This window comes from Ruegeria sp. CDSB029, assembly GCF_059611125.1.
In genome coordinates this window covers 19,965-44,636 of the sequence record NZ_JBXWOX010000022.1, presented here as the reverse complement: position 1 = coordinate 44,636, position 24,672 = coordinate 19,965, and the positions used below count along the sequence as shown (strand labels likewise).

At 57.9% G+C, this 24,672-nt stretch carries 25 protein-coding genes; 13 read left to right on the top strand and 12 right to left on the bottom strand.

The genetic code is table 11. The features are described 5' to 3' along the window. The first annotated feature begins 37 nt into the window (after positions 1–37). Complete coding sequence (locus AC2FI8_RS20370) at positions 38–919, top strand: amino acid ABC transporter permease (RefSeq protein ID WP_282121045.1); 882 nt, start codon at positions 38–40, stop codon at positions 917–919. A 13-nt stretch (positions 920–932) separates the two neighbouring features. After that, on the top strand, positions 933–1,541 hold the full coding sequence (locus AC2FI8_RS20365) for a glutathione S-transferase family protein (RefSeq protein ID WP_496780761.1): 609 nt from the start codon (positions 933–935) through the stop codon (positions 1,539–1,541). Between the two features lie 12 nt (positions 1,542–1,553). On the opposite strand, the gene AC2FI8_RS20360 is transcribed toward AC2FI8_RS20365, so the two are convergent. The 3 genes from AC2FI8_RS20360 to AC2FI8_RS20350 form a co-directional block, all read right to left on the bottom strand. Next, entirely contained in the window at positions 1,554–1,871 is a 318-nt protein-coding gene (locus AC2FI8_RS20360; protein WP_496725727.1) for a non-heme iron oxygenase ferredoxin subunit, read from the bottom strand. A gap of 3 nt (positions 1,872–1,874) precedes the next feature. Further along, on the bottom strand, positions 1,875–2,816 hold the full coding sequence (locus AC2FI8_RS20355; RefSeq protein ID WP_496780760.1) for a fatty acid desaturase family protein: 942 nt from the start codon (positions 2,814–2,816) through the stop codon (positions 1,875–1,877). A gap of 152 nt (positions 2,817–2,968) precedes the next feature. Further along, the gene (locus AC2FI8_RS20350; protein WP_496780759.1) at positions 2,969–4,054 is read right to left on the bottom strand and encodes a hypothetical protein; all 1,086 of its coding nucleotides are present in this window, start codon (positions 4,052–4,054) and stop codon (positions 2,969–2,971) included. Between the two features lie 96 nt (positions 4,055–4,150). Between AC2FI8_RS20350 and AC2FI8_RS20345 the strand changes: the two genes are divergently transcribed. Both AC2FI8_RS20345 and AC2FI8_RS20340 read left to right on the top strand, forming a co-directional pair. After that, positions 4,151–5,080, top strand: coding sequence for a LysR substrate-binding domain-containing protein (locus tag AC2FI8_RS20345; RefSeq protein ID WP_496780758.1), 930 nt, complete (start codon positions 4,151–4,153; stop codon positions 5,078–5,080). A 96-nt stretch (positions 5,081–5,176) separates the two neighbouring features. Continuing rightward, positions 5,177–6,223: an aromatic ring-hydroxylating dioxygenase subunit alpha gene (locus AC2FI8_RS20340; RefSeq protein ID WP_282154148.1), complete on the top strand. Its 1,047-nt coding sequence runs from the start codon at positions 5,177–5,179 to the stop codon at positions 6,221–6,223. Between the two features lie 113 nt (positions 6,224–6,336). On the opposite strand, the gene AC2FI8_RS20335 is transcribed toward AC2FI8_RS20340, so the two are convergent. Next, positions 6,337–7,125, bottom strand: a complete 789-nt coding sequence (locus AC2FI8_RS20335) for a phytanoyl-CoA dioxygenase family protein (RefSeq protein ID WP_496780757.1) — start codon at positions 7,123–7,125, stop codon at positions 6,337–6,339. Between the two features lie 308 nt (positions 7,126–7,433). Between AC2FI8_RS20335 and AC2FI8_RS20330 the strand changes: the two genes are divergently transcribed. The 6 genes from AC2FI8_RS20330 to AC2FI8_RS20305 all read left to right on the top strand — a co-directional run bounded on the left by AC2FI8_RS20330 (position 7,434) and on the right by AC2FI8_RS20305 (position 13,763). Then, positions 7,434–8,684, top strand: coding sequence for an FAD-dependent oxidoreductase (locus AC2FI8_RS20330; RefSeq protein ID WP_496780756.1), 1,251 nt, complete (start codon positions 7,434–7,436; stop codon positions 8,682–8,684). A gap of 14 nt (positions 8,685–8,698) precedes the next feature. Then, positions 8,699–8,956, top strand: a complete 258-nt coding sequence (locus AC2FI8_RS20325) for a sarcosine oxidase subunit delta (RefSeq protein ID WP_282121036.1) — start codon at positions 8,699–8,701, stop codon at positions 8,954–8,956. Next, positions 8,943–11,813: a 2Fe-2S iron-sulfur cluster-binding protein gene (locus tag AC2FI8_RS20320; protein ID WP_496780755.1), complete on the top strand. Its 2,871-nt coding sequence runs from the start codon at positions 8,943–8,945 to the stop codon at positions 11,811–11,813. The genes AC2FI8_RS20325 and AC2FI8_RS20320 overlap by 14 nt, the downstream gene beginning before the upstream one ends. A 1-nt stretch (position 11,814) precedes the next feature. Then, on the top strand, positions 11,815–12,312 hold the full coding sequence (locus AC2FI8_RS20315; RefSeq protein WP_496780754.1) for a sarcosine oxidase subunit gamma family protein: 498 nt from the start codon (positions 11,815–11,817) through the stop codon (positions 12,310–12,312). A gap of 13 nt (positions 12,313–12,325) precedes the next feature. After that, entirely contained in the window at positions 12,326–12,739 is a 414-nt protein-coding gene (locus AC2FI8_RS20310) for a RidA family protein (RefSeq protein WP_496780753.1), read from the top strand. 91 nt (positions 12,740–12,830) lie between these two features. Further along, complete coding sequence (locus tag AC2FI8_RS20305; RefSeq protein WP_496780752.1) at positions 12,831–13,763, top strand: AEC family transporter; 933 nt, start codon at positions 12,831–12,833, stop codon at positions 13,761–13,763. 4 nt (positions 13,764–13,767) lie between these two features. Here the strand turns inward: AC2FI8_RS20305 and AC2FI8_RS20300 are convergent, their stop codons facing one another. Genes AC2FI8_RS20300 through AC2FI8_RS20270 form a run of 7 tightly spaced genes read right to left on the bottom strand, consistent with a single transcriptional unit; the run spans position 13,768 to position 21,371 of the window. Beyond that, positions 13,768–15,051 (bottom strand): amidase, encoded by a 1,284-nt coding sequence (locus AC2FI8_RS20300; protein WP_496780751.1) that lies wholly within the window; start codon positions 15,049–15,051, stop codon positions 13,768–13,770. Beyond that, positions 15,048–16,238, bottom strand: a complete 1,191-nt coding sequence (locus AC2FI8_RS20295; RefSeq protein WP_496780750.1) for a YlbE family protein — start codon at positions 16,236–16,238, stop codon at positions 15,048–15,050. The genes AC2FI8_RS20300 and AC2FI8_RS20295 overlap by 4 nt, the downstream gene beginning before the upstream one ends. Further along, entirely contained in the window at positions 16,238–16,864 is a 627-nt protein-coding gene (locus tag AC2FI8_RS20290) for a hypothetical protein (protein WP_496780749.1), read from the bottom strand. The genes AC2FI8_RS20295 and AC2FI8_RS20290 overlap by 1 nt, the downstream gene beginning before the upstream one ends. Next, positions 16,864–17,496 carry a hypothetical protein gene (locus tag AC2FI8_RS20285; RefSeq protein ID WP_496780748.1) on the bottom strand — a complete coding sequence of 211 codons (633 nt, stop codon included), beginning with the start codon at positions 17,494–17,496 and terminating at the stop codon, positions 16,864–16,866. The genes AC2FI8_RS20290 and AC2FI8_RS20285 overlap by 1 nt, the downstream gene beginning before the upstream one ends. Continuing rightward, complete coding sequence (locus AC2FI8_RS20280) at positions 17,493–18,863, bottom strand: Rieske 2Fe-2S domain-containing protein (RefSeq protein WP_496780747.1); 1,371 nt, start codon at positions 18,861–18,863, stop codon at positions 17,493–17,495. The genes AC2FI8_RS20285 and AC2FI8_RS20280 overlap by 4 nt, the downstream gene beginning before the upstream one ends. Before the next feature lie 24 nt (positions 18,864–18,887). Then, a complete protein-coding gene (locus tag AC2FI8_RS20275) occupies positions 18,888–20,348 on the bottom strand; it encodes an aldehyde dehydrogenase (protein WP_496780746.1) in 1,461 nt (486 codons plus the stop codon). Further along, positions 20,349–21,371, bottom strand: coding sequence for a succinylglutamate desuccinylase/aspartoacylase family protein (locus AC2FI8_RS20270; RefSeq protein WP_496780745.1), 1,023 nt, complete (start codon positions 21,369–21,371; stop codon positions 20,349–20,351). A gap of 178 nt (positions 21,372–21,549) precedes the next feature. Between AC2FI8_RS20270 and AC2FI8_RS20265 the strand changes: the two genes are divergently transcribed. From AC2FI8_RS20265 to AC2FI8_RS20255, 3 genes are read left to right on the top strand one after another with little or no spacing between them, the layout of a single operon-like run. Beyond that, complete coding sequence (locus tag AC2FI8_RS20265; RefSeq protein WP_496780744.1) at positions 21,550–22,596, top strand: pyridoxal phosphate-dependent aminotransferase; 1,047 nt, start codon at positions 21,550–21,552, stop codon at positions 22,594–22,596. Continuing rightward, positions 22,596–23,144 carry a decarboxylase gene (locus tag AC2FI8_RS20260; protein WP_282154133.1) on the top strand — a complete coding sequence of 183 codons (549 nt, stop codon included), beginning with the start codon at positions 22,596–22,598 and terminating at the stop codon, positions 23,142–23,144. The genes AC2FI8_RS20265 and AC2FI8_RS20260 overlap by 1 nt, the downstream gene beginning before the upstream one ends. Next, positions 23,141–23,713: a thiamine pyrophosphate-dependent enzyme gene (locus AC2FI8_RS20255; RefSeq protein WP_170415911.1), complete on the top strand. Its 573-nt coding sequence runs from the start codon at positions 23,141–23,143 to the stop codon at positions 23,711–23,713. The genes AC2FI8_RS20260 and AC2FI8_RS20255 overlap by 4 nt, the downstream gene beginning before the upstream one ends. Here the strand turns inward: AC2FI8_RS20255 and AC2FI8_RS20250 are convergent. After that, positions 23,700–24,590, bottom strand: coding sequence for a LysR substrate-binding domain-containing protein (locus AC2FI8_RS20250; RefSeq protein WP_282170347.1), 891 nt, complete (start codon positions 24,588–24,590; stop codon positions 23,700–23,702). The two genes, AC2FI8_RS20255 and AC2FI8_RS20250, sit on opposite strands and share 14 nt — an antisense overlap. Between the last annotated feature and the right edge of the window lie 82 nt (positions 24,591–24,672).

Genomic DNA, 24,672 nt, shown 5'->3' with positions numbered 1-24,672 from the left:
CGATGCAGCCCCCCGGATCTGATACGGAGCGTCTCGCGTGCAGGATTTTCTCAAAAAACTCAGATGGCCGGACTACCTGATCGCCGCGGTTCTGTTCGTGTTTTTCGGGTATATCTGGCTGTCGATTGAAGGCACGCTCAATTATAGGTGGCGCTGGGACGTCATCCCCAGTTACATTGTCGGCTGGCATTCAGGTCGTGAGGAATACTTTGCCAATTTGTTGCTGCAAGGGTTGGCCGCAACGGTTCGCATCAGCCTCTATGCCGGAATTCTGGCGTTGATCCTGGGCACCATTCTAGGTGTAGCCCGCTGTTCATCAAATCTGACCATCCGCATGCTGGCGCGCACCTACTTGGAATTCTTGCGCAACGTGCCGCCGGTTGTTGTCGTTTTCATCTTCTTCTTCTTCCTGTCTCAACAGCTGATCGATGCGTTGAATTTGGAACGTTGGGCGCGCGGTATCGCGCGGCAGGAAAACAATCAGGTCTGGGAGTTCTTCTTCGGTGAAATGCGCCGCTTCCCATCGCTTGTTTCGGGCGTCATTGTACTGGCCCTTTTTGAGAGCGCATTCGTTGGTGAAATTGTTCGTGCCGGTATCCAGTCGATCCCTAAAGGTCAGAGGGAAGCCGCGCGCTCTATCGGTATGAGCCGCATTCAGGAACTGCGTTATGTGGTACTGCCGCAAGCGATGAAGAAAGTGGTGCCACCGCTCGCCAATCAGTTCATATCGCTGATCAAGGACAGTTCAATCCTGTCGTTGATTTCTGTGCAGGAACTGACTTACAAAACGGTTGAGCTTGTGGCCTCATCCCGCATGATATTTGAGGCGTGGATCACCACGGCCGCTTTCTACTTTGTGGTTTGCTTCGGCCTTAGCCGATTGTTTGCGCGGCTTGAAAAACGGTCAGACAAGCGCTGACGTAAAGGCCAGTATGATACGCCTCTATGATTTCCGGCTTTCGGGCAGCTGTCACAAAGTACGACTGTTACTGTCCATGCTGCAGCGGGATCACCAGATCATCGACGTAGACCTGCTGAACGGAGACCAAAACCAGAGCGCGTTTTTGCAGGTCAATCCGCTGAACAAGGTACCAGTTCTGGACGATGATGGGTTCATCCTGCGCGACAGTACTGCCATCATGGTCTATCTGGCGCAGAAATACGGCGCAGGCGAATGGGCCCCGACCACACCGAAGGAACACGGCGACATACAGCAATGGTTGTCGTTTTCTGTGAATGAAATCTTCCACGGCGTTGCAATGGCCCGGGCGATTGTTCTGTTTGAGCGCGACACCGATCTGGCCGAGCCGCAGGCGCTTGGGCAGAAATCTCTGAAGATCATGGAGCAACACTTGTCAGACCATCGCTGGCTGGCCTGCGACCGTCCCACCCTCGCAGATCTGGCCTGCTATCCCTACATAGCTTTGGCGTATCAGGGTGGAATATCGATGTCTCCATACCCGGCGGTGCGCGCGTGGATCGCGCGTGTTGAGGCTTTGCCTGGTTATGTCCCGATGCCGGGTTTGCCGGCACCGGGTTAGGGGCAATCGGGGCTATGCTCTGATCTGAACCATGCCGTTTTCGATCCGGGATTCAAACACTTTCATCGGCCGCGTCGCAGGCGCTGAAACCGGGCGCCCGTCTCGCACATCAAATGCGCCCTGATGCAGGGGGCACTCGATGACATAGCCATCGAAATACCCGTCACACAGATCCGCGCCGCCATGATTACAAAGCGCCAGTGAGGCATAGATACCACCGGGCGTGTCGTAGATTGCGATGATACGTGAGCCGAGTTCTACCCGTGTGACCCAATTTTTTTCCAACCGAGCAGCTTCGATCACGTCTTTCCACGGTTTTACATCTGTCATGGATCACGCCTCTTCCTTGTGCCGGATCTGACGCAGGATTTCACGGTGGGCAGCCAGATAGCCGCCGGGCTCGATATGGATGTGGTCTTTTAGCTTCTCATGCAAGCGCGGGAGCGCGTGAAACGGGACCGAAGCGACATAGTGATGTTCCGCGTGGTAATTCATGTTCCAGCACAGAAAGGACCACGGTGCCGAAACCAGATTGGTGCGCGTATTTTCTGACATCTGCGCGACGGTCGGGCGTCCGACATGTTCGGTCATCCGGATGAACCGCATCACCGGCTCGCCCAGAAACAGGGGGATGAACCAGTACCAGATCAGCCCCCACCAACCCGTGATGGCCATGCCCAGAACGATCGCCGCATAAATAGCCAGCATTCTGCGGGCATCGCGATATACGGCCTGATGTTCGACTTTCGGAATGAACCGCAACTCGGTCTCGCTGAGATTGCCGCTGGCGTGGCGAAACAGTTCCGTGAATTTGCCGCGCCAATAGGGCAGGGCGGACAGATAAAGCAGATATTCTCCCATTGTTTCGGGCAAAGGGATCAGTTCGGGGTCTTCCCCGGTCAGTTGCGTATAGGTGTGATGATCGCAATGTTCGTAGCGAAAGAACCGATGTGGCAGAATGATGATCAGGCCGCAGATCTGACCTACCAAATCATTCAGCCACCGGGTTCGGAACACTGTATAGTGCACGCATTCATGCTGTAGTGAGAAATGGTGCACCAGAACGATGCCTTGCAGGAACATTGCGGGCCAGATTAGCCAGCTGTTCCAGGCTAGGGTGACAAGGGTAGTTGTGCCAGCCAGCACCAGTACCCAAAGCGCCAGATGGCGCAAGCCGGGGCCGTCGGACCGTTGCATGAATCCTTTCAGTTCTTCACGCGTGAGCTTGCCTTCGGCCAGTGCCTGAGACAGGGGCGTTACGATTGCTTGTGACATGTGAATTCCACATTTTTGCCGGTGCGGGGGCTGTGCCCTCATCGCATGTACCGGCACCGGAGACGGGAGTGCTCCGCACCATAGGACCTTGTCAGGTGGACCTATTGCAATCAGTTTAGCGCGATGGCACGCGTTCGATCAAGCGGGAAGGCTCAGCCAGTGCGGCGTAGACCGATATCCAGATCGGGGTCGGCGAACAGGGCAGCCGCGCAGGGGTGTTTGTCCAAAATGGTGGCTCCGCCGGGCAGCCGGTCGGCGTGGAAAGCCCCGTTTTCCCAGTATGTCACACCGTCAATCACGATCGTCGGATCAAACACGTTCCAGCTGATTTCGCCTGGGGCATAAGCACCGCAGGTGTGGAAGTGCAAAATACGCGGATTGCCGAAAGCGGACCCGCCCCAACGTTCGAAATTCTCGCGCATATCCCATGGGTAGCCGCAGCCCGGGTGGATGCCCGCATGCCAAGAATGCACGAAATTGCGGTCGATGCCAAACTGACCCGCGACCCGGTCATAATGAGCCTCGGCCCGCGCGGCGTCGGCAGGATCGCCATCAATCCCTGTCAGACGCCCGTTTTCCAGCATCGCAAACACCGGTCTTTCGAACTCTACTGTATAATCATCATAGTATTTTGATCCGGTGCCCGTCAGAAATTTCAACGCCACCCGGCCCGAAAAGCTGTGTGCCGGGACTGGCGTGAATACCGACATGGGGAAGCGTAGGATCGACGTATCGCCTGTCGTATCCAGGTTCATCTCAGGCCGCCCCTGAAAGTTCGTACCCAGAGGGCAGGTGACTCGCACGTCGGCGGCCCTGTTCAGAACGCCATTGATCCCAGCCTTGATGTCGAGGAAGGCATCGTGATGCCCGTTGGAAAAACCAGAGCCAAAAAGCTCGCGGCTCAGGGCGAAACTGACGATGATCTTCTTGCCCTGCGGCATTTCCGAGAACCGGAGTTGATCCCCGAGACGGGCCAGAAACAGGATAATATCGGCGGTTTCGAACCGCGCCAGGAGGTCGGTGGAAAGGTGTGGATTGTCCGGATTAAAACCCACATCCACTGCATCAACCGACAGCCCCATGGATCGCGCGGCATGCGTGACGATTTGGACACTATCCGCATCGAAATAGCCATGTTCGGGAGGTTCATAAGCGATCAACAACCGGTCGCCTGCCGTTGCGTGGGCGCAATTAGTCAATAGATTTCGCGCGCCGCGCTCGGGTGTGATGTCCGACATTCGCGTCTCCTATGGGTTCCGGTCAGTATAGATTAGGCTCGGGTTGAGCGCCTAATCTATTTGAAAGTGATTATGCCTGACATTAGGGTGACTAATATGATCGTAAACCTGCCCTATTCCGCCCTGCGCGCCTTCGAGGCAGTTGTCCGGCATTCCGGCTTTTCCCCTGCTGCAGCTGAGCTGGGCGTCAGCCAAAGCGCGGTCAGTCAGCATGTGCGGGCGCTTGAGGAATGGCTTGGTCGCGATCTGCTGGTACGTGGCGCGAGGTCATCGCGCCCGACCCGCGAAGGAGAGCTGCTGGCACTGGCCATTTCTGAAGGGTTGGGGCGTATTTCGGACGTTTGTACCCAGTTGAGGGACAAGACCCGCACCGACAGGACCATCGTGATTTCATGTCTGCCGGGTTTTGCGTTCAACTGGTTGTTTCCGCGCCTTTTAAACTTTGATCTTGCTCATCCGGACCTGTCGATTTCCATTGCTACGGATACCGGGCAATATCCGTTTTCAGGGGCGGATGCGGATATCGGTATTCGCTATGGACTGGGTGATTATCCTGGCTATCAGGTCGATCTTCTGATGACTGAGCAACTGTTTCCGGTCTGCGCTCCTTCTTTGATACCAAGTTTGCGTGGCGTCGAAGATCTGGCGCAACACACGATGCTGGTGGATGAGAACCTGCATCATGGGCCCGCAAGTCCAACGTGGGATTTCTGGGCGCGGCAATGCGGGCTAACGTTACCGTGGCCCATGCGAACACGGAGGTTTGGGCAATCCAATCTGGTCGTTCAGGCGGCCATCGAGGGGCTTGGTGTCGCTTTAGGGCGGGAACCTCTGGTCATCGACACGCTGTGCGACGGACGTTTGGTGCGCCCAATTCCAGAGCTGACGCAGTCTCCGCTGTCTTATTGGCTGGTTCGACCCCATGAAACTAAGGACAGCCCGAAAGTCGGCGAGTTTCTGAGCTGGATCCGTGCCGAGGTTGAGGCGCAGCCGGACATTCCGCCAGCCGCGGGCACCGGGAATTAGCCTGACTTATACGAGTCATTACCATTCCAGCATGGTGCAAGATCGGCTTGCCGCCCATACTTGCACAAGCCATCTGACAATCTGGAGAGCATTCCAATGTATCTGAGAAACTGCTGGTATGTCGCCGCCTGGAGCAAAGATATCGGTCGCGAGCTGAAGGCCGAGACGTTTCTGGGCGAGAATATTGTGCTTTACCGGCAGGAGGATGGCAGGCCAGTCGCATTGGAGGATGCTTGCCCGCACCGCAAGCTGCCTCTGTCCAAGGGCAACCTTATCGGGGATGTCGTGGAATGCGGCTATCACGGGCTTAAATTCGACTGCACGGGCAAGTGCACTGACAGCCCGACGCAGCGCGGCATGACCCCGCGGCGGGCGGTGGTGAGATCATATCCGGTTGTGGATCGGTATCGGTTCCTTTGGATATGGATGGGCGATCCGGAGCTGGCAGATCCCGATAAGATTTTCCCGATCGAGAATTTTGACGATGACAGCTGGGGCAAGACCGACGGTGGGGTAATGGATATCGACTGCCATTACCTGTGGGTCTGCGACAACCTGCTTGATCCCAGCCATGTCGCCTGGGTGCATGTTTCTTCTTTTGCAGGCGCTGGAACGGATGAAGAGCCGCTGAACGTCGAGCGGACCGACCGTGGCGTCGTCGTCTCGCGCTGGATCGCGAACAAACCACCATCGCCCTATTACGCCAAACTGGTGGCATTTGACGGCGATTGCGACCGGCTACAGCATTATGAGATGTGCATGCCCGCGATCGGGCTGAACAAATCCATCTATACGCCGGTCGGGACCGGCGGGTATGACAAGCAACCCATTGCCGAAACGTTCATCAATATCTCCTATAATTTCATGACCCCAATCGATGAAGACCGCACCAGATACTTCTGGTTTCAGCACCGAAATTCCGATCCCGAAAATGCGGAAGTGTCCAAATTCATGAATGACGGTGCGCGCATGGCGTTTCTTGAGGACAAGGACGTACTGGAAGAAGTCCACAAGGGTATGAAGTACGCCAAGACGCCCAATATCGATCTCGGGTTGGACGCGGGTGCCAAACTGTTTCGCAAAACGCTTGATCGCGCGATCGAAGCCGAAACCACCCCTGTGAGTACAACAGTTCCGGCTTGAGGCGCCGTCTGCGAAAGTTACTTATGTAGTTTCACTTGATCGGGCTATTTGAAGCTGACCCCGCCCTGCCGGCCGAATTTTTGGCAAGAAGGGCGGAGTTTACCGCTTGCTTGTTATGACGCTCTATAGATCACTGGAAACCGGCCCCCGGCGAATGGCGCACCGGGGCGTAAGCTATCGTCGTGCAGCCATTCGGTGACAGTATCGCGGGGCTCATAGGTTGCGCCGTCCACAGCGAACCGGATCGCATAGCCGCGTCTGCGCCGGGTTGAGGTGCGGTTGCCCATCGCTGAATGTACAATCATACCGTCAAATGCCAGCGCATCACCGGGTTTCATTTTCGGGTAGTGAAAGATGTCGTAGTCGGCGCGGTTCATCTCGAAATCGGGCATGTCGATATAGTCTGGGTTGTCCACTTCCAGATAATGCAAAAAGCCCCCAAGTTGGTCCGTTTTGAAGGGCCGGTATTTGGCGCCCCAAGCATGCGAGCCTCTTACGAACTCCAACGCACCGTTGTCGGGGTCCACGGGGTCCAGCGCAATCCACATGGTCATGATCGGGCCTGAGACCGGCCAATAGGGTTGATCTGTATGCCAGCCCGTTTGTGTCTTTGTGCCCGGTTCTTTGGCAAATATCTGGTCGTAGATCAGCGAGGTCCAGGGGCTGTTTGCTACCTCTGCCACACGCTGCCCAATATCAGAGTTCAGGCAATAGTCTTGAAACACGCCAGGATTTTCACGCATGTTTTTGTAAGCAAAGTAACGGTCGCCTTTGGCAACTTCGTCATCGACAGCCTGGCGCAGCTTCCTCAGCCAATACTGTGACAGCACTTGTTTCAGCAGCACGACTCCGTCGCGCGCATAGGTATTCCGAACGGTTTTCAGGTCAGGTGTTTGTGTCATGTAACGTCCATTTCTGTCACCTCATTCACAGAGGCGGTTGCAGAGGGCAGGCGCGTTGCGCCCGGTTTTTCTGGCGTTACGAGGCGGGTGAACTGCGGCAATTTATGATGAAGCAGGGCCAAAGCGACCGGGCCGACCATTTGCCGGCGAGACGTCGATGGAACTGTTCCACGCGAAAGCTCATTGCGTCACCTTTCTTCGCTACCTTAGCCGCAATTTCCGCATTGGAATAGAACCCGTGGCGAGTTGTTTTGCATGTCGATAAATCTATTGACTAAATGTGCACAGTGATAAATATTATTACCATCATGCAAAATTATTCTGTTTTCTCGCTCGCCCGTAATGCGCTAACCGGGCACCGGAACTGGCCGCAGGTCTGGCGCAGCCCGCCGCTGAAAGACCGCTATGATGTCGTCGTGATCGGGGCAGGGGGTCACGGGCTGGCAACTGCCTATTATCTGGCCAAGGAATTTGGCATCACCAATGTCGCCGTGTTGGAACGCGGCTGGCTGGGCGGCGGCAACATCGCGCGAAATACGGTGACCATTCGGTCGAATTACATGAGGGATGAGTCAATCCCGTTCTATGTCAAATCCGTCGCCATGTACGAAGGTCTCACGGACGAGTTGAATTTCAACATGATGCATTCCAAACGAACCATGGTCGATGTGGTTCAGACCTGGCCCAAGCTACGCGAGCTTCGGCGGCGGCAGTTGGTGATGGACATCTACGGCTCGACCTACGAACAGATCACAACCGAAGAATTGCGCCGCCGCATTCCTGCGTTGACTGGCGGCGGCCCAGATGCACGACTGCCTGTGATCTGCGGCATGGTTCATACGGATGCGGGCGTGAACCGGCATGATGCGGTGGCCTGGGGCTATGCCCGCGCGGCTGATGCGCGCGGGATTGAGATTCATCAGCAAACAGCGGTGCAATCCCTGCTACGCGGGGCGGATGGGTCCATCGAAGGGGTTGAGACCAACCGGGGCACAGTTCGCGCAAAGAAAGTGGTCGTGGCAGTCTCAGGCCATACAACGACGCTGACCGAAACTGCAGGCCTCAAACTGCCGCTGCGGACGATGAACCTGACGGCCTTTGTGTCTGAGCCGGTCAAGCCGCTGGTTGATGTGATCGTGAACTGTCCGGACAGCGGGTTCTATTTCAGCCAGTCCGACAAAGGTGAGATGGTCATCGGCGGCGCGCCAGATATGGGGCAGAGCTTCCGTCGAGACATAAAGCAACATGTATTCGAGGATACCGTGACTGCGATGCTGTCGCTGTTCCCCAGTTTCAAGAAGCTCAAACTGATGCGGCAGTGGGGCGGGCATCTGGATATTGCCCTTGATGCCTCACCCATCATGGATCAGACAGATGTGCCGGGCCTGTTTGTCACCGCCGGATGGTGGGGTGGGTATAAGGCTATCCCTGCGGGCGGGCTGACGCTGGCGCATCTGGTGGCCAAAGGTGAACCGCACCCATTGATGGCACCCTTCACACTGGGCAGGTTCCGGCATCTGGATTTCGTAATGGAAGCCGGAACCACCACTGCGCGATAGGAAAGGACAGGATCATGATGCTTATAACCTGCCCGTTCTGTGGCAAGCGCAATGAAAGCGAATTTATCCATGGTGGCCCGGTAGGGGCGGTCCGCCCAGATCCCAATGCCGTCAGCGATGAGGAATGGGTCGAGTATCTGACAGTGACGCCGAATCCATTGGGTCCGGTTCAGGAGAAATGGTGGCACGCACGGGGATGCGGTGAATGGTTCACCATCTGGCGTGATACACGGACCCATGACATTGTGGAGGCACCCGATGGCACAACGTAACCGCCGCGCCTCGGGCGGGCGCATCGACCGAAACCGCCCTTTGCATTTCACCTTCAATGGCAAACCATATGAAGGGTTTGAGGGCGATACGTTGGCCTCGGCCTTGTTGGCCAACGGAATTCGTGTCACCGCCCGCAGTTTTAAGTATCACCGCCCGCGCGGTATTATGGGGCACGGGGTCGAAGAACCTGCGACGCTGGTGGAACTGGACGGCGAGGATGCCTCGGGTAACCGTCCCGCGACCACGGTTCCGCTTCGGGACGGGCTCAGCGCACGATCGGTCAATTGCTGGCCGTCGCCCGAGTTCGATCTGGGCGGGATCAATCAGTTGCTCTCGCGGTTTATCCCCGCAGGGTTTTACTACAAGACGTTCAAATGGCCGAACTGGCATCTGTTCGAACCTTCGATCCGCCGGGCTGCAGGGTTGGCGGCAGCACCCGAAAGCCCCCCGGCTTCAGGCCATTTCGAGGCCCGAAACGCCCATGCCGATGTGCTGATCGCGGGGGCGGGCCCAGCCGGGCTGCAAGCGGCGCTTGAGGCTGGTCGCGCCGGAAAACGCGTGTTTTTGGCCGATGAGGGCGCCGAGGCGGGCGGTAGTTTATTGAACCGCAACCTGTATATCGGTGGGCAGTCAGCCGTGGACTGGGTCGCGGACGCGGTGGCTGAGCTGCGTGGGATGGAGAATGTAACCCATCTGCAGAATGCAACCGTCTGGGCTTACCGCGAGCACAATCTGATGATCGTGAACGAACGCGAACCCGAACTGGACGGAGTTCTGGAACGCAGCTGGCGCGTGCGGGCGGGGGAAGTTGTGATTGCAACCGGGGCCACCGAACGAGCCATGGTCTTTGGTGACAATGATCGACCCGGTGTCATGCTGGCCTCGTCGGTGCAGGCCTATGTCAATCGCTGGGGCGTTACGCCCGGGCAGCGTGTGGTGCTGTTTACCAACAACAACAGTGTTTATGCCGTGGCGGCCGATCTGGCAGCAGCCGGTATGCAGGTTGAGGCCATCCTCGATTGTCGCAAAACCGTTCCACCTGAAGCTATGAAGCTGGTGCCGGATATTCCGGTTCATGCCGCAACCGTTGCTGGTGACGTACGCGGGCGCAAAGGCGTGCGCGCAGTCAAAGCCGTTCCCGTGACCGGAGGAGCGGGTCGCTGGATCGACTGTGACGTGCTGGGTTGTTCCGGCGGTTGGAACCCGACCGTTCATCTTTGGTCGCAATCCCGCAGCACGTTGCGATTTGATGAGGATCTGGCAGCCTTCGTTCCTGACCAGGCGGTTCAGAATTGTCGCGCTGTGGGTGCAGCGGCTGGTGATCTGACGCTGGATAGGATTGTTGGTGGCGGCGAAGACCTGGCCTACGCGATCGAACCTCTCTGGCGGGTCAACGTGCCGGGACAGCGCGGGAAGGCTTTTCTGGACGTGCAGAACGATGTCTCGGTCAGCGATGTGCATCTGGCCCTGCGCGAAGGCTATGACAATGTGGAACATGTCAAGCGCTACACGACCGGCGGCATGGGGGTCGATCAGGGCAAGACCGGCAATATCAACATCATTGGCACTGTTGCGATGCAAAAGGGCGTGCCGCTGCAAGAGGTTGGAACAACCACCTTTCGATCCCCCTACACGCCTGTTTCGTTTGGTGCGATTGGCGGATTACGGGAAGGCTGGCGGCTATTCCCCTATCGCCATACCCCTGTAACCCAATGGAATAAGGACAACGGCGCTGTAATGTATGAAGCCGGCGCGCGCTGGCGGCGTCCGGGCTATTTCCCAAAACCGGGTGAAGGCCTGCAAGAGGCGGTAAACCGCGAATGCCGCGCTGTTCGTGAAGGCGTCGGTGTCTATGACGGATCGCCTCTTGGCACGTTTGAACTGAAGGGGCGGGACGTTCCGAAATTCCTAGATTTCATCTACTCCAACCTTATGTCCACGCTGAAACCGGGTGACGGACGCTATGGGCTGATGTTGTCTGAAGATGGTTTAATCCTGGACGATGGCGTGGCCTTCCGGCTCGATGAGCACCGCTGGATGATTTCAACCTCGACCGGTCACGCGGATGCGGTGAACCAGCATATGGAAAAGCTGCTGCAAACCGAATTCCCCGACTGGCAGGTGCTGATTACCACTGTCACCAGCCAGTGGAATAATGCCACTATCTGTGGTCCCAAGGCGCGTGAAGTTTTGCAGGCGGTAGGCTCGGATATCGACCTCGCGCCCGAGGCGTTCCCTTTCATGTCTTTCCGCGAAGGCACCGTCGCTGGTTTCCCGGCGCGGGTGGTGCGAGTGAGTTTCACCGGTGAATTGTCCTATGAGGTCAACGTAGCCCCGCGCCACATGGCGGCCCTTTGGGACAAGGTGATGGAGGTTGGTGCGCCCTTTGGCATCCTGCCTGTGGGTTCGGAATCCAGCCATGTGCTGCGGGTCGAAAAAGGGTTCCTGTCGTTGGGGCATGAGGTCGATGGCACGGTGGATGCCTATGATCTGGGAATGGGATGGGCGATGTCCAAGAAGAAGCCTGACTATCTGGGCAAACGCTCGGTCCAGCTGCGCAGGTCAGGCGGCAGTACCCGGCGCGAGCTGGTTGGAATTCTGGCGGATGATCCCAACCAGCAAATCCCCGAAGGTGCACCACTGACGCCCGGAGGTCGGAAAGAAACCACCGACGGGCTGGTCACTGCCTGTGTATGGAGCGTGGTAAACAACCGCTGGGTTGGGCTGGCGTTGCTGGAAGATGGCCACGCGCGGCAGGGCGAAACCGCCCACGTCCGGCTGAAGGATGACGTGATCCCGGTCACGGTCACGAAACCGGTCTTTCACGACCCCGAAGGTAAATTGCTGAGGTCCTGAGATGAGTTATGACGTCACAATTGAACGGTGCGGCCTGATGGCTCTGTTCGACCTCAAAGGCGCGCCTGACGCGGTATCGAAATGGGCTGGGGACGCTTTACTTAGTTTGCCGTACCGCCCTAACAGCCGAACAGAAAAGGATGGCATCGAACTGTTTCACATCGGTCGTGACCACTGGATCACCCGCGCCCCACTGGCGCAGGAAGACGCGATGGAAGCCCGGCTGAAGCCCACGGACTGCCCGGCTGATATCAGTATAGTTCGGGTCTCGGACACGATGACCTTCTTTCGCTTAGTCGGCCACGATGCAGGTCAGGTGATGTCAATTGCCTGCCCGATGGATCTGCATGACAGCGTGTTCGGGACGGACGCGGTTTCCTATACCGAAGTATTTGGCCTCAAGGCTTTGGTGATGCGGTGCCAGGATGGTATTGAGTTCGCAGTCGAACAAAGTTTTGCGGATATGGTCGAAGACTATCTGATACGCGCAACGGCTTGAGGGGAAGATCGGCATGGTTCGAACGCACATCCACAAGTACCAGACGCGCTATCACGCGAAAGCAACTTATTCCAAGGCGATCCGCGCCCGGGGTGACTTTGTTTTCATGCAGGGACAGGTTGGCACTCTGATGGATGGCACACTGGTTGGCGAAGGCGACCCGGGCGCGCAGGCAGATCAGGCCTGCCGCAACATCCAGCGCTGGATGGAAGAGGCCGGGGGAAGCTTGACCGATGTTTGCAAGTTGACAGTCTACGTCACCGATATTTCATACCGTCCAGCCGTTTACGAGGCGATCAATCGCTGGTTCGAAGGTGTTCATCACTGTTCGACAGGCGTGGTTGTGCAGGGGCTGGCCGATCCGTCGCTTTTGGTCGAGATCGACGCGATGGCTGTCATCGATGATGATGCTGATACCCGCGGCTGAAGCATTCGGGTCTATCCGACATCGCATTGCGTAGAAACGCCAGTCATGACAGTGTCCGGTCGAGCCGGCCCGGTTTTGTCTGCGAATTGTAATGCTTTCGACACTCACCTCGATACTGCCGATCTTTTTGATCATTGCGCTGGGCTTGGCCCTGCGCAAAGGCGGCATTCCCAGTACGGATTTCTGGAACCTGAATGACAAGCTTGTCTATTGGGTTCTGATGCCATGCCTTCTGTTCAGTAAAATTTCCCTGTCGCCGTTGGACAAGTCGGCGCTGGGCCTTTACTCGGTCGCCATTCTGGGTGGGTTCGTTGTGGCGCTTCTGTTTGCGCTTCTTAGTGCCCGTTTGATGGGTTTTGCGCCGCCGCAGGCCACCTCGATCCTGCAAGGCAGTGCGCGACATAACTCATTCATCGGACTTGCGCTGGCTGCCAACTTGTATGGGCCAGCGGGGCTGGATATCGCGATTCTGGCGACCGCAATTCTCGTGCCCACCACCAATATTGTTATGGTGGTTCTGATGGTTGGTGCGCTCAAAGGCGATCGGACCAACAGCCTGGCCGTTGCAATCCTGCGGGAACTCGCGCGCAACCCATATGTGATTTCGATCTTTCTGGCGGTCTGTGCCAACCAGTTGATCGGTGACAGGATAGCGGTCGTGCATGATGTGACGGATGTTCTGGGTGCAGGCGCTTTGCCGATCACATTGCTGGCTGTCGGTGCAAATCTGAGAGTCCGGGCAATGGCCGCAAGTGCGCTGCCCTTAATTCTGGCCTTCACGGGCAAGATGATTGTCTTCCCTCTGGCAGTTCTGGTGATCGGACTGCTGGTGGGGTTGCCGCGGGAGGTTCTGCAGATCGCCGTCGTCTACTCGGTGGTGCCGGCCGGTGCGTCTTCGTACACGCTGGCCAAGCACTTGGGTGGAGACGCGCCGCTGATGGCGGCCATTGTCACGTTGCAGACGTTGATAGCAGCCGTCAGCATTCCCGTATCACTTGCTTTGCTGTTGCCGATAATTCCTTAGGCGATTATTGCGACAGGTGTTCATGGGCCCAGACCGCTATGTCCAGCAGGCGGGCGTCATCACCCTTTCGTCCGATCAATTGAATGCCAAGCGGCAAGCCATTTTGGTCGGTTCCGAACGGCAAAGCGACCGAAGGCACCTGCAACAGGTTCCACATCCGGGAAAAAAGCGGATCTCCAGTAGCGTCCAAACCGGCAGGGGCTGGTCCGGGGGCCGACGGGACCAACAGAGCGTCCACATCACGGAACATCTGGTCCAGCATCGCACCCGCCCGGTCGCGTAGGTCCAGCGCGGCTTGGTATTCTGCGTCGGTGACCGCCAGCCCCGCTGTGGCAAGGTCATGAAATTGCGGGCTGATGGCAGGCATGCCGATAGCGTATTCTGCAGCGCGCTGCCGCGCGACCTCATAGCCCATGACGGTAATCTGAGCCTGCGTAAGTTCGGCAAAAACGGGTGGAAAAGCAATTTCTCCGGTCTCTGCTCTCGTCGCGGCAAGGGCGGCTAACGCACGCGTGCACGTGTCCCGCATCTCGACCGAACCGTCCCGCCAGTGCGGGCCGCGCATTAGGCTGATCCGAGGCAAAGCCTCTTCGAACTCAACTGGCGGTGCCGGGTCAGTTCGGCACATTACCGCATCGGTCAGCACAAAGTCGCGGGGATCACGAGCCAGAAGGCCGAGTGTATCCAGGCTTTGGGACAAGCCCATGACACCCGTCAGAACATACCGTCTGGTGGTTGGCTTGAACCCGCAGACCCCGCAATACGCTGCTGGTCGGATCAGCGAGGCTGCGGTTTGCGAACCAAATGCGAGCGGAGCCATGAAATCGGCCACAGCTGCGGCGGAGCCGGATGACGAGCCTCCCGGCGTATGCGCCGGATTCGCCGGATTGGCAGTTTTACCGGGCTTGAAGTAGGCGAATTCGGTGGAGATGGTTTTACCGATTGGGATCGCGCCCGCGTCCAAAAAAGCCTGAACGCAAGCTGCATTGCGGTCGGGGCGGCGCCCGGCATACAGGTCGCTACCCCATCCTGTCGGCATGTCATCGGTGTCGATGATATCCTTGATCACAAACGGCACGCCATGGAGCGGCCTACCAACGGGGAGAGTATCGGCGGCCTTGGCGCGCTCCATGGCGCGGTCCGCATCGAGGGTTTGAAAAGCCCCGATGACGGGTTCACGCTTCGTGATGCGGTCCAGATGGGCCGCCATCACCTCGGAAGGTTTCACCTCACCTGCGCGGATCAATGTGGCAAGTTCATGGGCAGAATGATGGTTCAACCCAGTCATGTCTCCAGCGCTTTCAACGCGTCGGCAAAGGGGGCGACTGGCATGTCGTAGATGCCACCGCCCAAGCGACCGGCCTCACCCAATCGGTCAAGAATGCCCAGCCCGATCACAGGCCCCGAACCCTGTTCCACGGCACCCCGCGCCGTGCTGCCCAGCCGAACATCGAAGGCCCGGAAATACGGATGCGTTCCGACTGACAGACCTGACATTCGCGCTTGAGCGTCGTCGGGCAGATAGGCACCCAGACCCTTCTTTTGTTCAGGGCTCAGATCTATGGCCATTGCCCCCAGCCCGAATGCCTCGACCACGGCACTGTCCCCGACCGCTCCGAGGGCGCGGTCCTGCGGCAGATCCACGTCAAACGCCCCTTTGGGAGGGCTGGCCGGGGTTGTGAACCAACGGCCCGGCAGATCCGAGATCTGGATGCCAACTTCACGCCCATTGCCGCCTGCAGCAGTGACGAAGCTTGACCCTTCAATACCCTCCGCCAGTTTCATCATGCATTTGGTCGCTGCCATCCAGAGGTTGAGAAATAGTGACGGCGAGCAGTCCATAAAGGCCAACGCGTCGTCATCCGTGATCCCGCTGGTGGTGCGATCCTTGAGTTCAGCAATCAACGCCTGTGCGGCCACGGGTGTGCGGCCATGGCAATCATCCCCACCCATCAGGCCGATCACGGCCAGCGGGACCAGAGCGATCCCTTCGGCAATCCCTTTCTCCAGAACGTCAAGAAACCGGGTGTTGAGCCAGCGAATGTGGTTGAGCACCGCCTCGGACCTCAGCCCCAACCGCATGGCCGGGCGGCTGCCTGCATTAATCGGCGCATAAACACGTTGTTGGCCACGCCACGCGTCATAGACTGTGTGCAGCGGCATATCCGCCGAGACGACCGCGGCCAGAGGTGTCACGACATCATGGTCCTGCGCAGGTTTCAGGATGATCTCGCCCGCATTGATCATCGCCTCGGCCTGATCGAAGTTCTGTGCCAGCCCTTGCCAGACTGCAGCGACACAAGCCGAGTTCAGGATCGGCGCGGTGATCTGATCCGGGCTGGCGAAGGCGGGACCGGCATGTAGCAGGACATTTTCGTCCAACCTCAGCGCCTCGGAAGCAGTATTGAACCGGTTCCAGACCGGTTGTGTCACCATGGCCTTGTCGAACGCCAGCTGATCAGCCGGATGCAGCATCAAGTATCCTCCGGCGGGATGATCCATGTTTCCGAGAAATAGAGGAAGGCTGTCGTCGTTTCATACCCAGCCTGGACCCGTGTGCCCAACTTGCCCGGCAATGCGTGACCATTAACGATGATCTGCGCCGAATGTGCGGGCACCAGTAGCGAGAACATGTTCTGCTCACCCGAAGCGACCTCATGCGGAGACAACTCCAGCGCCCGGGGTGGCTCGAGCCCCTCCCAGACCAGTTCGACCGTCAGGTTTTCCCCGGCGATGGTTTCGGTATAGCGGTGGCTCATCGGATCGCCCGAGGATCGGACGACCTGCGCGCCTATCTCGGGCAGGGAAGCAAAAGCGGGAGCATTTGCGAAAGCCGCCAGTTTGCTGATGAAATTGGTCTTCAGAAAGGCGGTCAGATCGGGATTGTCGCTCAGGATTGCGTTCGGTGCCTCCGGCGGTCCTTCCACTTGATCTGGCGTTCCATACAGCAGCAGCACCTGACCCTGACCGACTGGAGACCATGCCACGCGAAAGAACAGCGCCATGGCGGTGAAATTGTTGTTGTCGTCTTTCAGCAGGATGCCGGGGTTCTCGCCTGTCCAGTCGACGGTTCCGGGGGTGATCGGTTCGTTCAACGGCATTACAGATCCTCCTGCGGGGTCACCCAGGTTTCGGAAAAGGCCAGAAAGGCGGTCGACATGGTGCGGCCAAAGAACTGGCGGCTTGCAACCTGACCGGGGAGCAGGGTGCCGTTGATGACGACCTGCGCCGTCTTGGCTTCAAGGAAAACCGAATACATCTCATGCTCTTTGGTTGCCGAGTTTTCCTTAGTTACCTCTACTGGCAAGGGTGGACCCATTTCCTGCCAGATCATCTCGACCGTGACGCCCGAGCCGCGCAGGGTCTCGGAATAGCGCGATCTCAAATCACCGGGGCGTTTTTCGACGCTGTCACAGTCCAGCCAGCTCATCGCGTCGAGGCCTGCCTTTCCGATAAAGGTGGGCATCTTGGTGACCCAACCATCCACGATCCAGCGCATCATGCGTTGGTTGTCCGTCATGATCAGATTGGGTGCGTGCGGCCAACCCTGCGCTTGATCCGGCGCGCCCAGGATCAATGCGGCATTGCCCCGACCATAGGGCGACAAAACCACCCGAAAGAATAGCGCCAGAGTGTCATAGTGGTCCTGCGTCGAGTTCTGTTTCAGATAAATGCCGGGGTTTTCGCCGGACCAGTCGACCCGACCCGGATTATGTGGAACACGATTGGTCATGACCAGCTTGCCTCATACTTTTTCAGCGCATCGACGATGAACGTCTCACGTGCCTCGCCCTGCAAATGGTCGCCAGATTTGTAGATCTCAGCCACCTGATGCGAGATTTCCTTGAGCACAGCACCATCATCGCGGCCGTCCTGAAGCGGAATGCGCAGCATTGTGTCCCCGGCATAGGTCGGTATCACCTGACCAGCAAAGCCATCGGTCGGTTGCGGAGGGGACTGACCGTCTTTCAACGCGCGAATGGCGTTGCGCAGCAAGCGGCGTGCCTTGGCCACACCGCGATCCGTAAAGCTGAGGTTTTCGCGGGCATGGATGTTCCGCGGCCCTTGACTGACCCAGGCGTCATAGTCGCCGGGGTCCCGCTGGCGCATCTCATAGGGTCGATCGGGATCCTGGCCATAGAAATCGGTCATCCCAAAGCCCACTTTGTTTTTGTCCGTTAGGCCCTTTGGATCGTCATTCGCCGCCGCATCCCGGAAGTGGCGCCATGCGATGACCATCGTGTTGGTGTCGTCAATTGGGGTTATCCAACGCGACAGCCCGCAGCGCCCAAAATAGCGTGACCCGTCTGGCACCGGGAAGTGGCCGCCATTTTGCGTGAACGACGGCAGCATATGGTCATGTATGCGCACCCAGACGATATCTTCGACACGTCGGACATTGGTGTAAAAATCGCCCGTTTGACTATCGTGAAACTCGATCATCGGCATCTCGGCAAAGGCGTCGATGAACTGGCTGCGTACGGCCAGTGTATGCAGGTAGACAACATGGAACGGGTCCCATGCGTTTTCCATCACCTGAAGCCAGTTGCACGGGGATTTGATGAGGTAAGGCACCAACTCGTCGCCATCATCATCAAATGTGTCCATCACTGGAAATGGGGGTTGCTCTTCGGGGGGCCCCATAAATGCAAAGGCCAAACCCTTGTACTCGATCACTGGATAAGCCCCCAGGCAGGCCTTTTTTTTGACCTGTGAGGCGGGCGGCTCACACGGGGTTTCCAGAATGGTGCCGTCCAAACCGTACTTCCAACCGTGGTATGAGCATCTAATTCCGCCTTCCTCAACGATGCCGAACTCCAGGCTCATGTTGCGGTGGCAGCAATGCAGATGGGTCAGGCCCAGCTTGCCCTCTTTCTTTTCCCGGAACAGAACCAGATCTTCGCCCAGAATACGCAGGCGATAGGGCAGGTCGCCAATCTGATCGGTCATTGCCACCGGCATCCAGAACCGGCGCAGGTATTCGCCGCACGGAGTGCCCGGGCCAACCTCGGTCAGTTCCGGGTCAGGTTCTTGTTGCCAGACTTTTTGTTGGTCGTGACCGCGGAAATTGCCCTTGGGGGCTGAGAAATGATCGTTCATGCCGTCCTCCGTGCGTATCGGTGGTCAGGGAAACGGATCGGGTACCGGCGTGGTGCCGGTCCAGATCGATTTGACCTGACAGAAATCCCTTATGGCGTCCGGGCCCAATTCACGCCCGTAGCCCGACAGTTTGACCCCACCAATGGGGCAGGCAGGGTCAACGCTGCGATAATGGTTGATGTAAACAGTGCCCGCCTCGATTGCCTCGGCTACCCGCGCGCCCTTATCGGCATCGGTGGTCCAGACACCGGCGGCCAGCCCGTAGTCGCTGTCATTGGCCAGCGCGATGGCTTCGTCTTCGGTGGTGAAAGAGGTGACGGCCAGAACCGGGCCGAACACTTCTTCACGCCAGAGCTGCGTGCCGGGGGTCACATCGTCGAATACCGTTGGTCCGATATAGAACCCATTCCGGCCTGACGTTGTGGCGGTGCCGTCCAATAAGCAAATCGCACCGTCGGCTTTGGCGCGTTCGATCATTGCCGTAACCTTTTGCAGATGCGGTTCATTGGCCAGCGGTGCGACCTGAGTATCCGGGTCCATCGGATCCCCCATCTGCAATGCGCGGGCGCGGTCGATCAGGCGGGATAACAGCCTGTCCTTCAGCCCGGCCTCAAGGATCAGCCGCGATCCGGCGACGCAAGTCTGGCCATTTGACAGGAATATGCCGGACAGAATTCCGTTGACCGCATTGGCCATGTCACAATCGGCAAACACCACCTGCGGAGATTTGCCGCCCAGTTCCAGCACCGCTGGGATTACGCCGGCCGAGGCAGCCCCAGCCACTTTTCGTCCGCCAAGGTCCGAACCGGTAAAGGTGACCTTGCGTGTTAGAGGGTGGCGGACCAGTGCTTCGCCGACCTCGTGACCCAGTCCGGTGACGACGTTCAGCACCCCGGGCGGTAGTCCCGCCTCATGTGCCAGGCGTGCGAATTCCAAGGTTGAAGTCGAAGCCATTTCTGAGGGCTTCACTACAACCGTATTGCCAGCTGCCAGTGCCGGGGCCAGCTTCCATGCAAGGATCATCAGCGGAGAATTCCAGGGCGTGATGGCGACCACGACGCCATAGGGCCTAAAGTGGCCCACGCTATGCACGCCGGGGATGGAATTGGCCTGAGGTTCGGGCTGCAGCTTGCGTGCCTCTGTCGCAAAAAATCGAAACCAGCTGTGCAGCCCGGCAAACTGCCCGCGCACCTCAGTAATGCGTTTGCCGTTGTCGCGAATTTCGGGCGTGACAAGGTCTTCCCACCGGGTTTCCAGCATGTCAGCTAAACGGCCAAGCATATCCGCCCGTTCTGTCGGCCCGGCTTTGGCCCATGGCCCGCTGCGGAAGGCCTGGTCGGCGTCCCGGATAGCCATGTCGGCGGTCTGTGCGTCGCTACGGGCGATCATGCTCCACACCTGACCGGTGGCGGGGTCGATACTGGGCAGAGTTTCACCGTCCCAATCGACAAAGGCACCGGAAATGAACGGGGAATAGGTTTTCATTCAACGTTCCTCGGATAGCGGTTGAGCCACCAATGCCAACAGATCGCCACGGCGCACCATGCCACGATTGCCATGAGCCAGAACGTGCCCGGCTGTGGGAAATTTAAGTTCGACTGCCGGGCGTTCCGGTTCGGCGGGGAAATGCAGCGTGCCTGCCAGATCGCCTCGTTTGACTTGTTGTCCTGCGGTGCAGCGTCGGTCGAACAGCCCATCTGCGGGTGCATGGACTGAATGCAATGGATCGGCGATTTCCACACATTGCGTTGAAACAGGGTCCGGAGCACCGCCGGGCAGGATACCTAAATGCTTCAGACAGCGTTTAAGCCCGGTTTCAGCAAGGTCCGCGGCATGCGGATCGACACCACCCCCGCCGCTGAGTTCAGCTGCGATCATCGAGACCCCAACCCGCGCGGCGGCGGCATTCACACTTCGGTTATCGTTATGTGCGCCCAGCACCCAGATCAGAGGCAACCCGAAAGCGCAGGCTAGTTCCATGTTGGAAGCGGTCAGATCCGCGTCATCCCCCCGCGCTGCCAAGGCGCAGGGCTCGAATACAGATGCCCTGCCACCCGAGTGCAGGTCAATGGCGGCATCTACGCGCGGCAGTAGTACAGTTTCAACAAAATGCGCCAGCATCGCTGTCGGACCTCCATTCGCGGTGCCAGGAAAAGCCCGGTTCAGGTTTTGCCCATCCAATGGCGACACCCGCGATGAGGCGAGAAACGCGGGGGCGTTCAAGGCCGGGATCAGGATCACCTGTCCGGTCAGGTCAGATGGGTTCAGCTGTGCCGCAAGCCGCAGGATCGCGGCAGGTCCTTCGAATTCGTCTCCATGAGTGCCGCCCAAAATTAGAACAGAAGGTCCGGGTTTGCCACGTAAGCTGATGACCGGGATCGGGTGGTATCCCAACGGTACGGCATTGTCGGACCATTTCAGCATCAGATCACCGGACCGTCGACCTGGCGCGTCCAGATCGATGGTCAGGTGAAGCCTGCTGTGTTGGGGCGAAAACGTATCGGTCATCCGGGTTCTTTTGCTGAGTCCCAGTCTTCATAACATAATTTTTTTGAAAGTGAATTGCTTAAAACGCAGCTCTATGTGATATATGATGAAAATTGCCATTGCCGCCATCTGGTGGTGCCGGAGGAATTGGATGGGCATAACCCTCGCAAAAACAGGAATAGGCAGGATTAAACCTCATATGATTGGAGGGGCGTCTGCTGACGTTCCACCGCCTGCGATCCTTTTGAACTCGAATGAAAGCGTGTTTGGTCCTAGCCCGTCTGCCCGCGCTGCCGCTTGTGCGGCAATCAGCAATGTCGAGCGCTATTTGGAAAACCCTGACGATATTCTGGCCCCGGCGATTGCCGCGCAGTACGGGTTGGATGCGGCCCGGATCACCACAGGACAGGGATCGGACGATCTGCTGGCCCGTCTGGCCCGCGCCTACCTAGGGCAAGGTACCGAGCTGATCCGCAGCGCCAATGGCTATCTCAAGGTGCCAAACTATGCTTTTGCCAACGATGCCGAGGTGGTGTCGGTCGCGGATGACGCATTCAAACTTTCTGTCGACCGGATGATCGATGCGTTGACCGAACGAACCCGGATCGTCTACCTCGCCAATCCGGAGAACCCGGCAGGCACCTATCTGAACGGCGCAGAGCTGCGGCGCCTGCATGCCGCGTTACCGGAAAACGTTCTGCTGATCATCGATGCTGCCTATGAGGAATATATCGATGCGGCGGATTATGAGCCCGCGCATAAGTTGGTAGAGGCTGCCAAAAACGTGGTCATGTGCCGGACGTTTTCCAAGATATTCGGGCTGGCTGGGGCGCGTGTTGGTTGGATGTACGGGGCCAGTGATGTGGTGGACAATGTACGCCGGATCGGCCTGACCTTCCCGGTGGCGTCCTCTTCGGTCGCAGCGGCTGTTGCGGCACTGGAAGACACGGCACATACCCGTTTCGTGCGAGAGACCAATTTGAACAACCGAGCCTGGCTTAGCGCCGCGCTAATGGAAATGGGTCTGCATGTTGTCCCAAGTCAGGCCAATTTCGTGCTGGTTCATTTTCCGGACCCCGGGAAATCTGCCGAAGCGGCCGATCTTTTCCTGCGCGGACAGGGGATTGCTGTACGCCGGTTCGCCTCACCCGCCTACCGTGATTTTATTCGCATCACCATCGGTCACAGGCATGAACTGCAAGCGGCGCGGGATGGGCTTGCCGCATTTCTGGACGGAGGTGCCTGATGGTTGCGTCCCCTCTACCGACCGAATGTACGCCGCAGGTCAAGAATCCTTCAGGTGCGGCTATCATCGCCGCTATCAAAGCGGCGGGTGTTGGCGAAATCGTGGCATTGCCGGACATCGTTACCAGTGACGGGCTGCTCTGGCCGATCTCGCGAGATCCCGAATTTCGCCTGACCCGGATCTGCAAGGAGGATGAGGGCGTCAGCATCTGCGGGGCGATGTCCTTTAACGGCACGCGCGCGATCCTGATGATGCAGCAAACGGGGCTGATGGATTCATTGAATGCGATCCGGGCCATTGGCGTCGATTATGAACTGCCGGTGGTCATGATGGTTGGCCTGCAGGGTAAAGAGCCACATATTCATCCGGACCAATCGGCCTCTTACGGGGTGCGGATTGTTCGGCCGGTGTTGAATGCGATGGAACTGTCACATTCCCTGATCGAATGGCCAGGGGACGAGGCTCATATCCCGCAGGCGATTGAAGCGGCTTATGCAACTTCGAGACCCCACATTTTCTTGATCGGCCGGGCGCCGGAGGCATCATGACCATGCACCGCGACGCAGCGCTTAAGGCCCTGATCCCTCATGTCCGCGAGGACGATATTGTTGTTGCTGTTTATCAGAGCTGTTTCGACTGGCTTGCCCTGAATCCGCGCGACCTTAATTACGTGGCCGTCGGGGCTATGGGACAGGCGTCGTCCCATGGTCTTGGTCTGGCGCTGGCCAATCCTGACAGGCGGGTCATCGTTCTGGATGGCGATGGCAGCCTGCTGATGAATCTTGGGACATTGGTGACGATTGCCAATGCAGGGGTGACTAACCTCTATCATTTTCTGTCGGCTAACCGGGTCTATGAGGTGAACGGGTCGCATCCCCTGCCTGGTGCGGATAGGGTTGATTTTGCGGCCATGGCCTGGGCTGCCGGGTATGCCAGTGTGCAGCGCTTTACCGAGCTGGATCAGTTTTCAGCTGCGGTGCCTCAGGTTCTGTCATCCACCGGCCCGCAATTCGTCTCGATGGAACTGACGGCAGGTGCCCCTTACCCTCGGGACTACGCCTATATCCACAGCGCGCAGGCGCGAGCCAGTTTTCGCGAGGCGCTTAATCGTCGCTGATCTGCGATTGCACGATCTTCAAAAAGGACTGTCCCACGGCGGACAAGGGCTTGTTCTTGGACCAGAACAGGACTGCTCGAAACGTCAGAGGCGCCGCAAAAGGCAGCGCGACACAATCGGGAATGGTTTTGAGATAATCCAGGCTTGCTCCGACAACCGAAACTCCTAGACCGCGCGCGACCAGACGGCACACTGCGTCGGTAGTGCGGGTCTCATACTGCATCTGACGTGAGATCCCTTTGGCCTCAAAAAACTGGTCAATCTCAAACCGGAAGCGTGAGGACGGCATATATGAGATAAAGCTCTTACCCGCCAGGTCCTGCGCCTGAACTATGGTTTTCTCTGCCAGAGGATGGCCGGTTGGAACGACGCAACAGACGTCGCTGTTCCGGATAACCAGGCTGTCAAAGGACGGGTTGGCGGGTTGGGTTGTCGTGATCCCGAAATCGTAATTCTGCGAAACCATCCATTCGACGGCGTCATCGCTGGGCGCGATTTCCATTCGGGCCATGGCTTTTGGCCAAGTAGCTGAAAACTCCTGAAGCAGATCCGGAGCAAGCTGAGAGGACACCCCCGGCGTGATCACCAGGTTAAGCCGCGCGTGACCGAACTTCCCAATGGCTGTGGCGGAATCCTTTATGTGCTCCATGCCGCTAACGGCCTGCCGAACCTCTTCCACCAGCAAGCGTGCTTCATCCGTGGGTACCAGGACCCGGCCCGAGCGCTGAAACAGCTGAAAACCGACTTCGGCCTCGAAATCCGAGATCAGGCGGCTGACCGCGGGTTGTGAGATGCCCAGCATCGCTGCCGCTTCGGTTACAGTTCCGGTGGAGACGACGGTTCGAAATGCATCAACCTGTTTGAACGTAATTTTCATGGGGGCTCAGTGCCTGATTGGGATATGCGGTTGGATTATTCATAGTTTCACATAATACAAGAATATGAAACGGTCCGGGTAG

Bases quoted from the DNA above. Each gene is read 5' to 3' on its own strand.
- AC2FI8_RS20350 (WP_496780759.1), bottom strand. From the start codon at position 4,054: ATGTCGGACATCACACCCGAGCGCGGCGCGCGAAATCTATTGACTAAT.
- AC2FI8_RS20360 (WP_496725727.1), bottom strand. From the start codon at position 1,871: ATGACAGATGTAAAACCGTGGAAAGACGTGATCGAAGCTGCTCGGTTG.
- AC2FI8_RS20295 (WP_496780750.1), bottom strand. From the start codon at position 16,238: ATGCTGCATCCGGCTGATCAGCTGGCGTTCGACAAGGCCATGGTGACA.
- AC2FI8_RS20355 (WP_496780760.1), bottom strand. From the start codon at position 2,816: ATGTCACAAGCAATCGTAACGCCCCTGTCTCAGGCACTGGCCGAAGGC.
- AC2FI8_RS20260 (WP_282154133.1), top strand. From the start codon at position 22,596: ATGGTTGCGTCCCCTCTACCGACCGAATGTACGCCGCAGGTCAAGAAT.
- AC2FI8_RS20340 (WP_282154148.1), top strand. From the start codon at position 5,177: ATGTATCTGAGAAACTGCTGGTATGTCGCCGCCTGGAGCAAAGATATC.
- AC2FI8_RS20325 (WP_282121036.1), top strand. From the start codon at position 8,699: ATGATGCTTATAACCTGCCCGTTCTGTGGCAAGCGCAATGAAAGCGAA.
- AC2FI8_RS20330 (WP_496780756.1), top strand. From the start codon at position 7,434: ATGCAAAATTATTCTGTTTTCTCGCTCGCCCGTAATGCGCTAACCGGG.
- AC2FI8_RS20315 (WP_496780754.1), top strand. From the start codon at position 11,815: ATGAGTTATGACGTCACAATTGAACGGTGCGGCCTGATGGCTCTGTTC.
- AC2FI8_RS20285 (WP_496780748.1), bottom strand. From the start codon at position 17,496: ATGACCAATCGTGTTCCACATAATCCGGGTCGGGTCGACTGGTCCGGC.
- AC2FI8_RS20270 (WP_496780745.1), bottom strand. From the start codon at position 21,371: ATGACCGATACGTTTTCGCCCCAACACAGCAGGCTTCACCTGACCATC.
- AC2FI8_RS20310 (WP_496780753.1), top strand. From the start codon at position 12,326: ATGGTTCGAACGCACATCCACAAGTACCAGACGCGCTATCACGCGAAA.
- AC2FI8_RS20345 (WP_496780758.1), top strand. From the start codon at position 4,151: ATGATCGTAAACCTGCCCTATTCCGCCCTGCGCGCCTTCGAGGCAGTT.
- AC2FI8_RS20280 (WP_496780747.1), bottom strand. From the start codon at position 18,863: ATGAACGATCATTTCTCAGCCCCCAAGGGCAATTTCCGCGGTCACGAC.
- AC2FI8_RS20320 (WP_496780755.1), top strand. From the start codon at position 8,943: ATGGCACAACGTAACCGCCGCGCCTCGGGCGGGCGCATCGACCGAAAC.
- AC2FI8_RS20255 (WP_170415911.1), top strand. From the start codon at position 23,141: ATGACCATGCACCGCGACGCAGCGCTTAAGGCCCTGATCCCTCATGTC.
- AC2FI8_RS20250 (WP_282170347.1), bottom strand. From the start codon at position 24,590: ATGAAAATTACGTTCAAACAGGTTGATGCATTTCGAACCGTCGTCTCC.
- AC2FI8_RS20275 (WP_496780746.1), bottom strand. From the start codon at position 20,348: ATGAAAACCTATTCCCCGTTCATTTCCGGTGCCTTTGTCGATTGGGAC.
- AC2FI8_RS20265 (WP_496780744.1), top strand. From the start codon at position 21,550: ATGATTGGAGGGGCGTCTGCTGACGTTCCACCGCCTGCGATCCTTTTG.
- AC2FI8_RS20335 (WP_496780757.1), bottom strand. From the start codon at position 7,125: ATGACACAAACACCTGACCTGAAAACCGTTCGGAATACCTATGCGCGC.
- AC2FI8_RS20365 (WP_496780761.1), top strand. From the start codon at position 933: ATGATACGCCTCTATGATTTCCGGCTTTCGGGCAGCTGTCACAAAGTA.
- AC2FI8_RS20305 (WP_496780752.1), top strand. From the start codon at position 12,831: ATGCTTTCGACACTCACCTCGATACTGCCGATCTTTTTGATCATTGCG.
- AC2FI8_RS20290 (WP_496780749.1), bottom strand. From the start codon at position 16,864: ATGCCGTTGAACGAACCGATCACCCCCGGAACCGTCGACTGGACAGGC.
- AC2FI8_RS20300 (WP_496780751.1), bottom strand. From the start codon at position 15,051: ATGACTGGGTTGAACCATCATTCTGCCCATGAACTTGCCACATTGATC.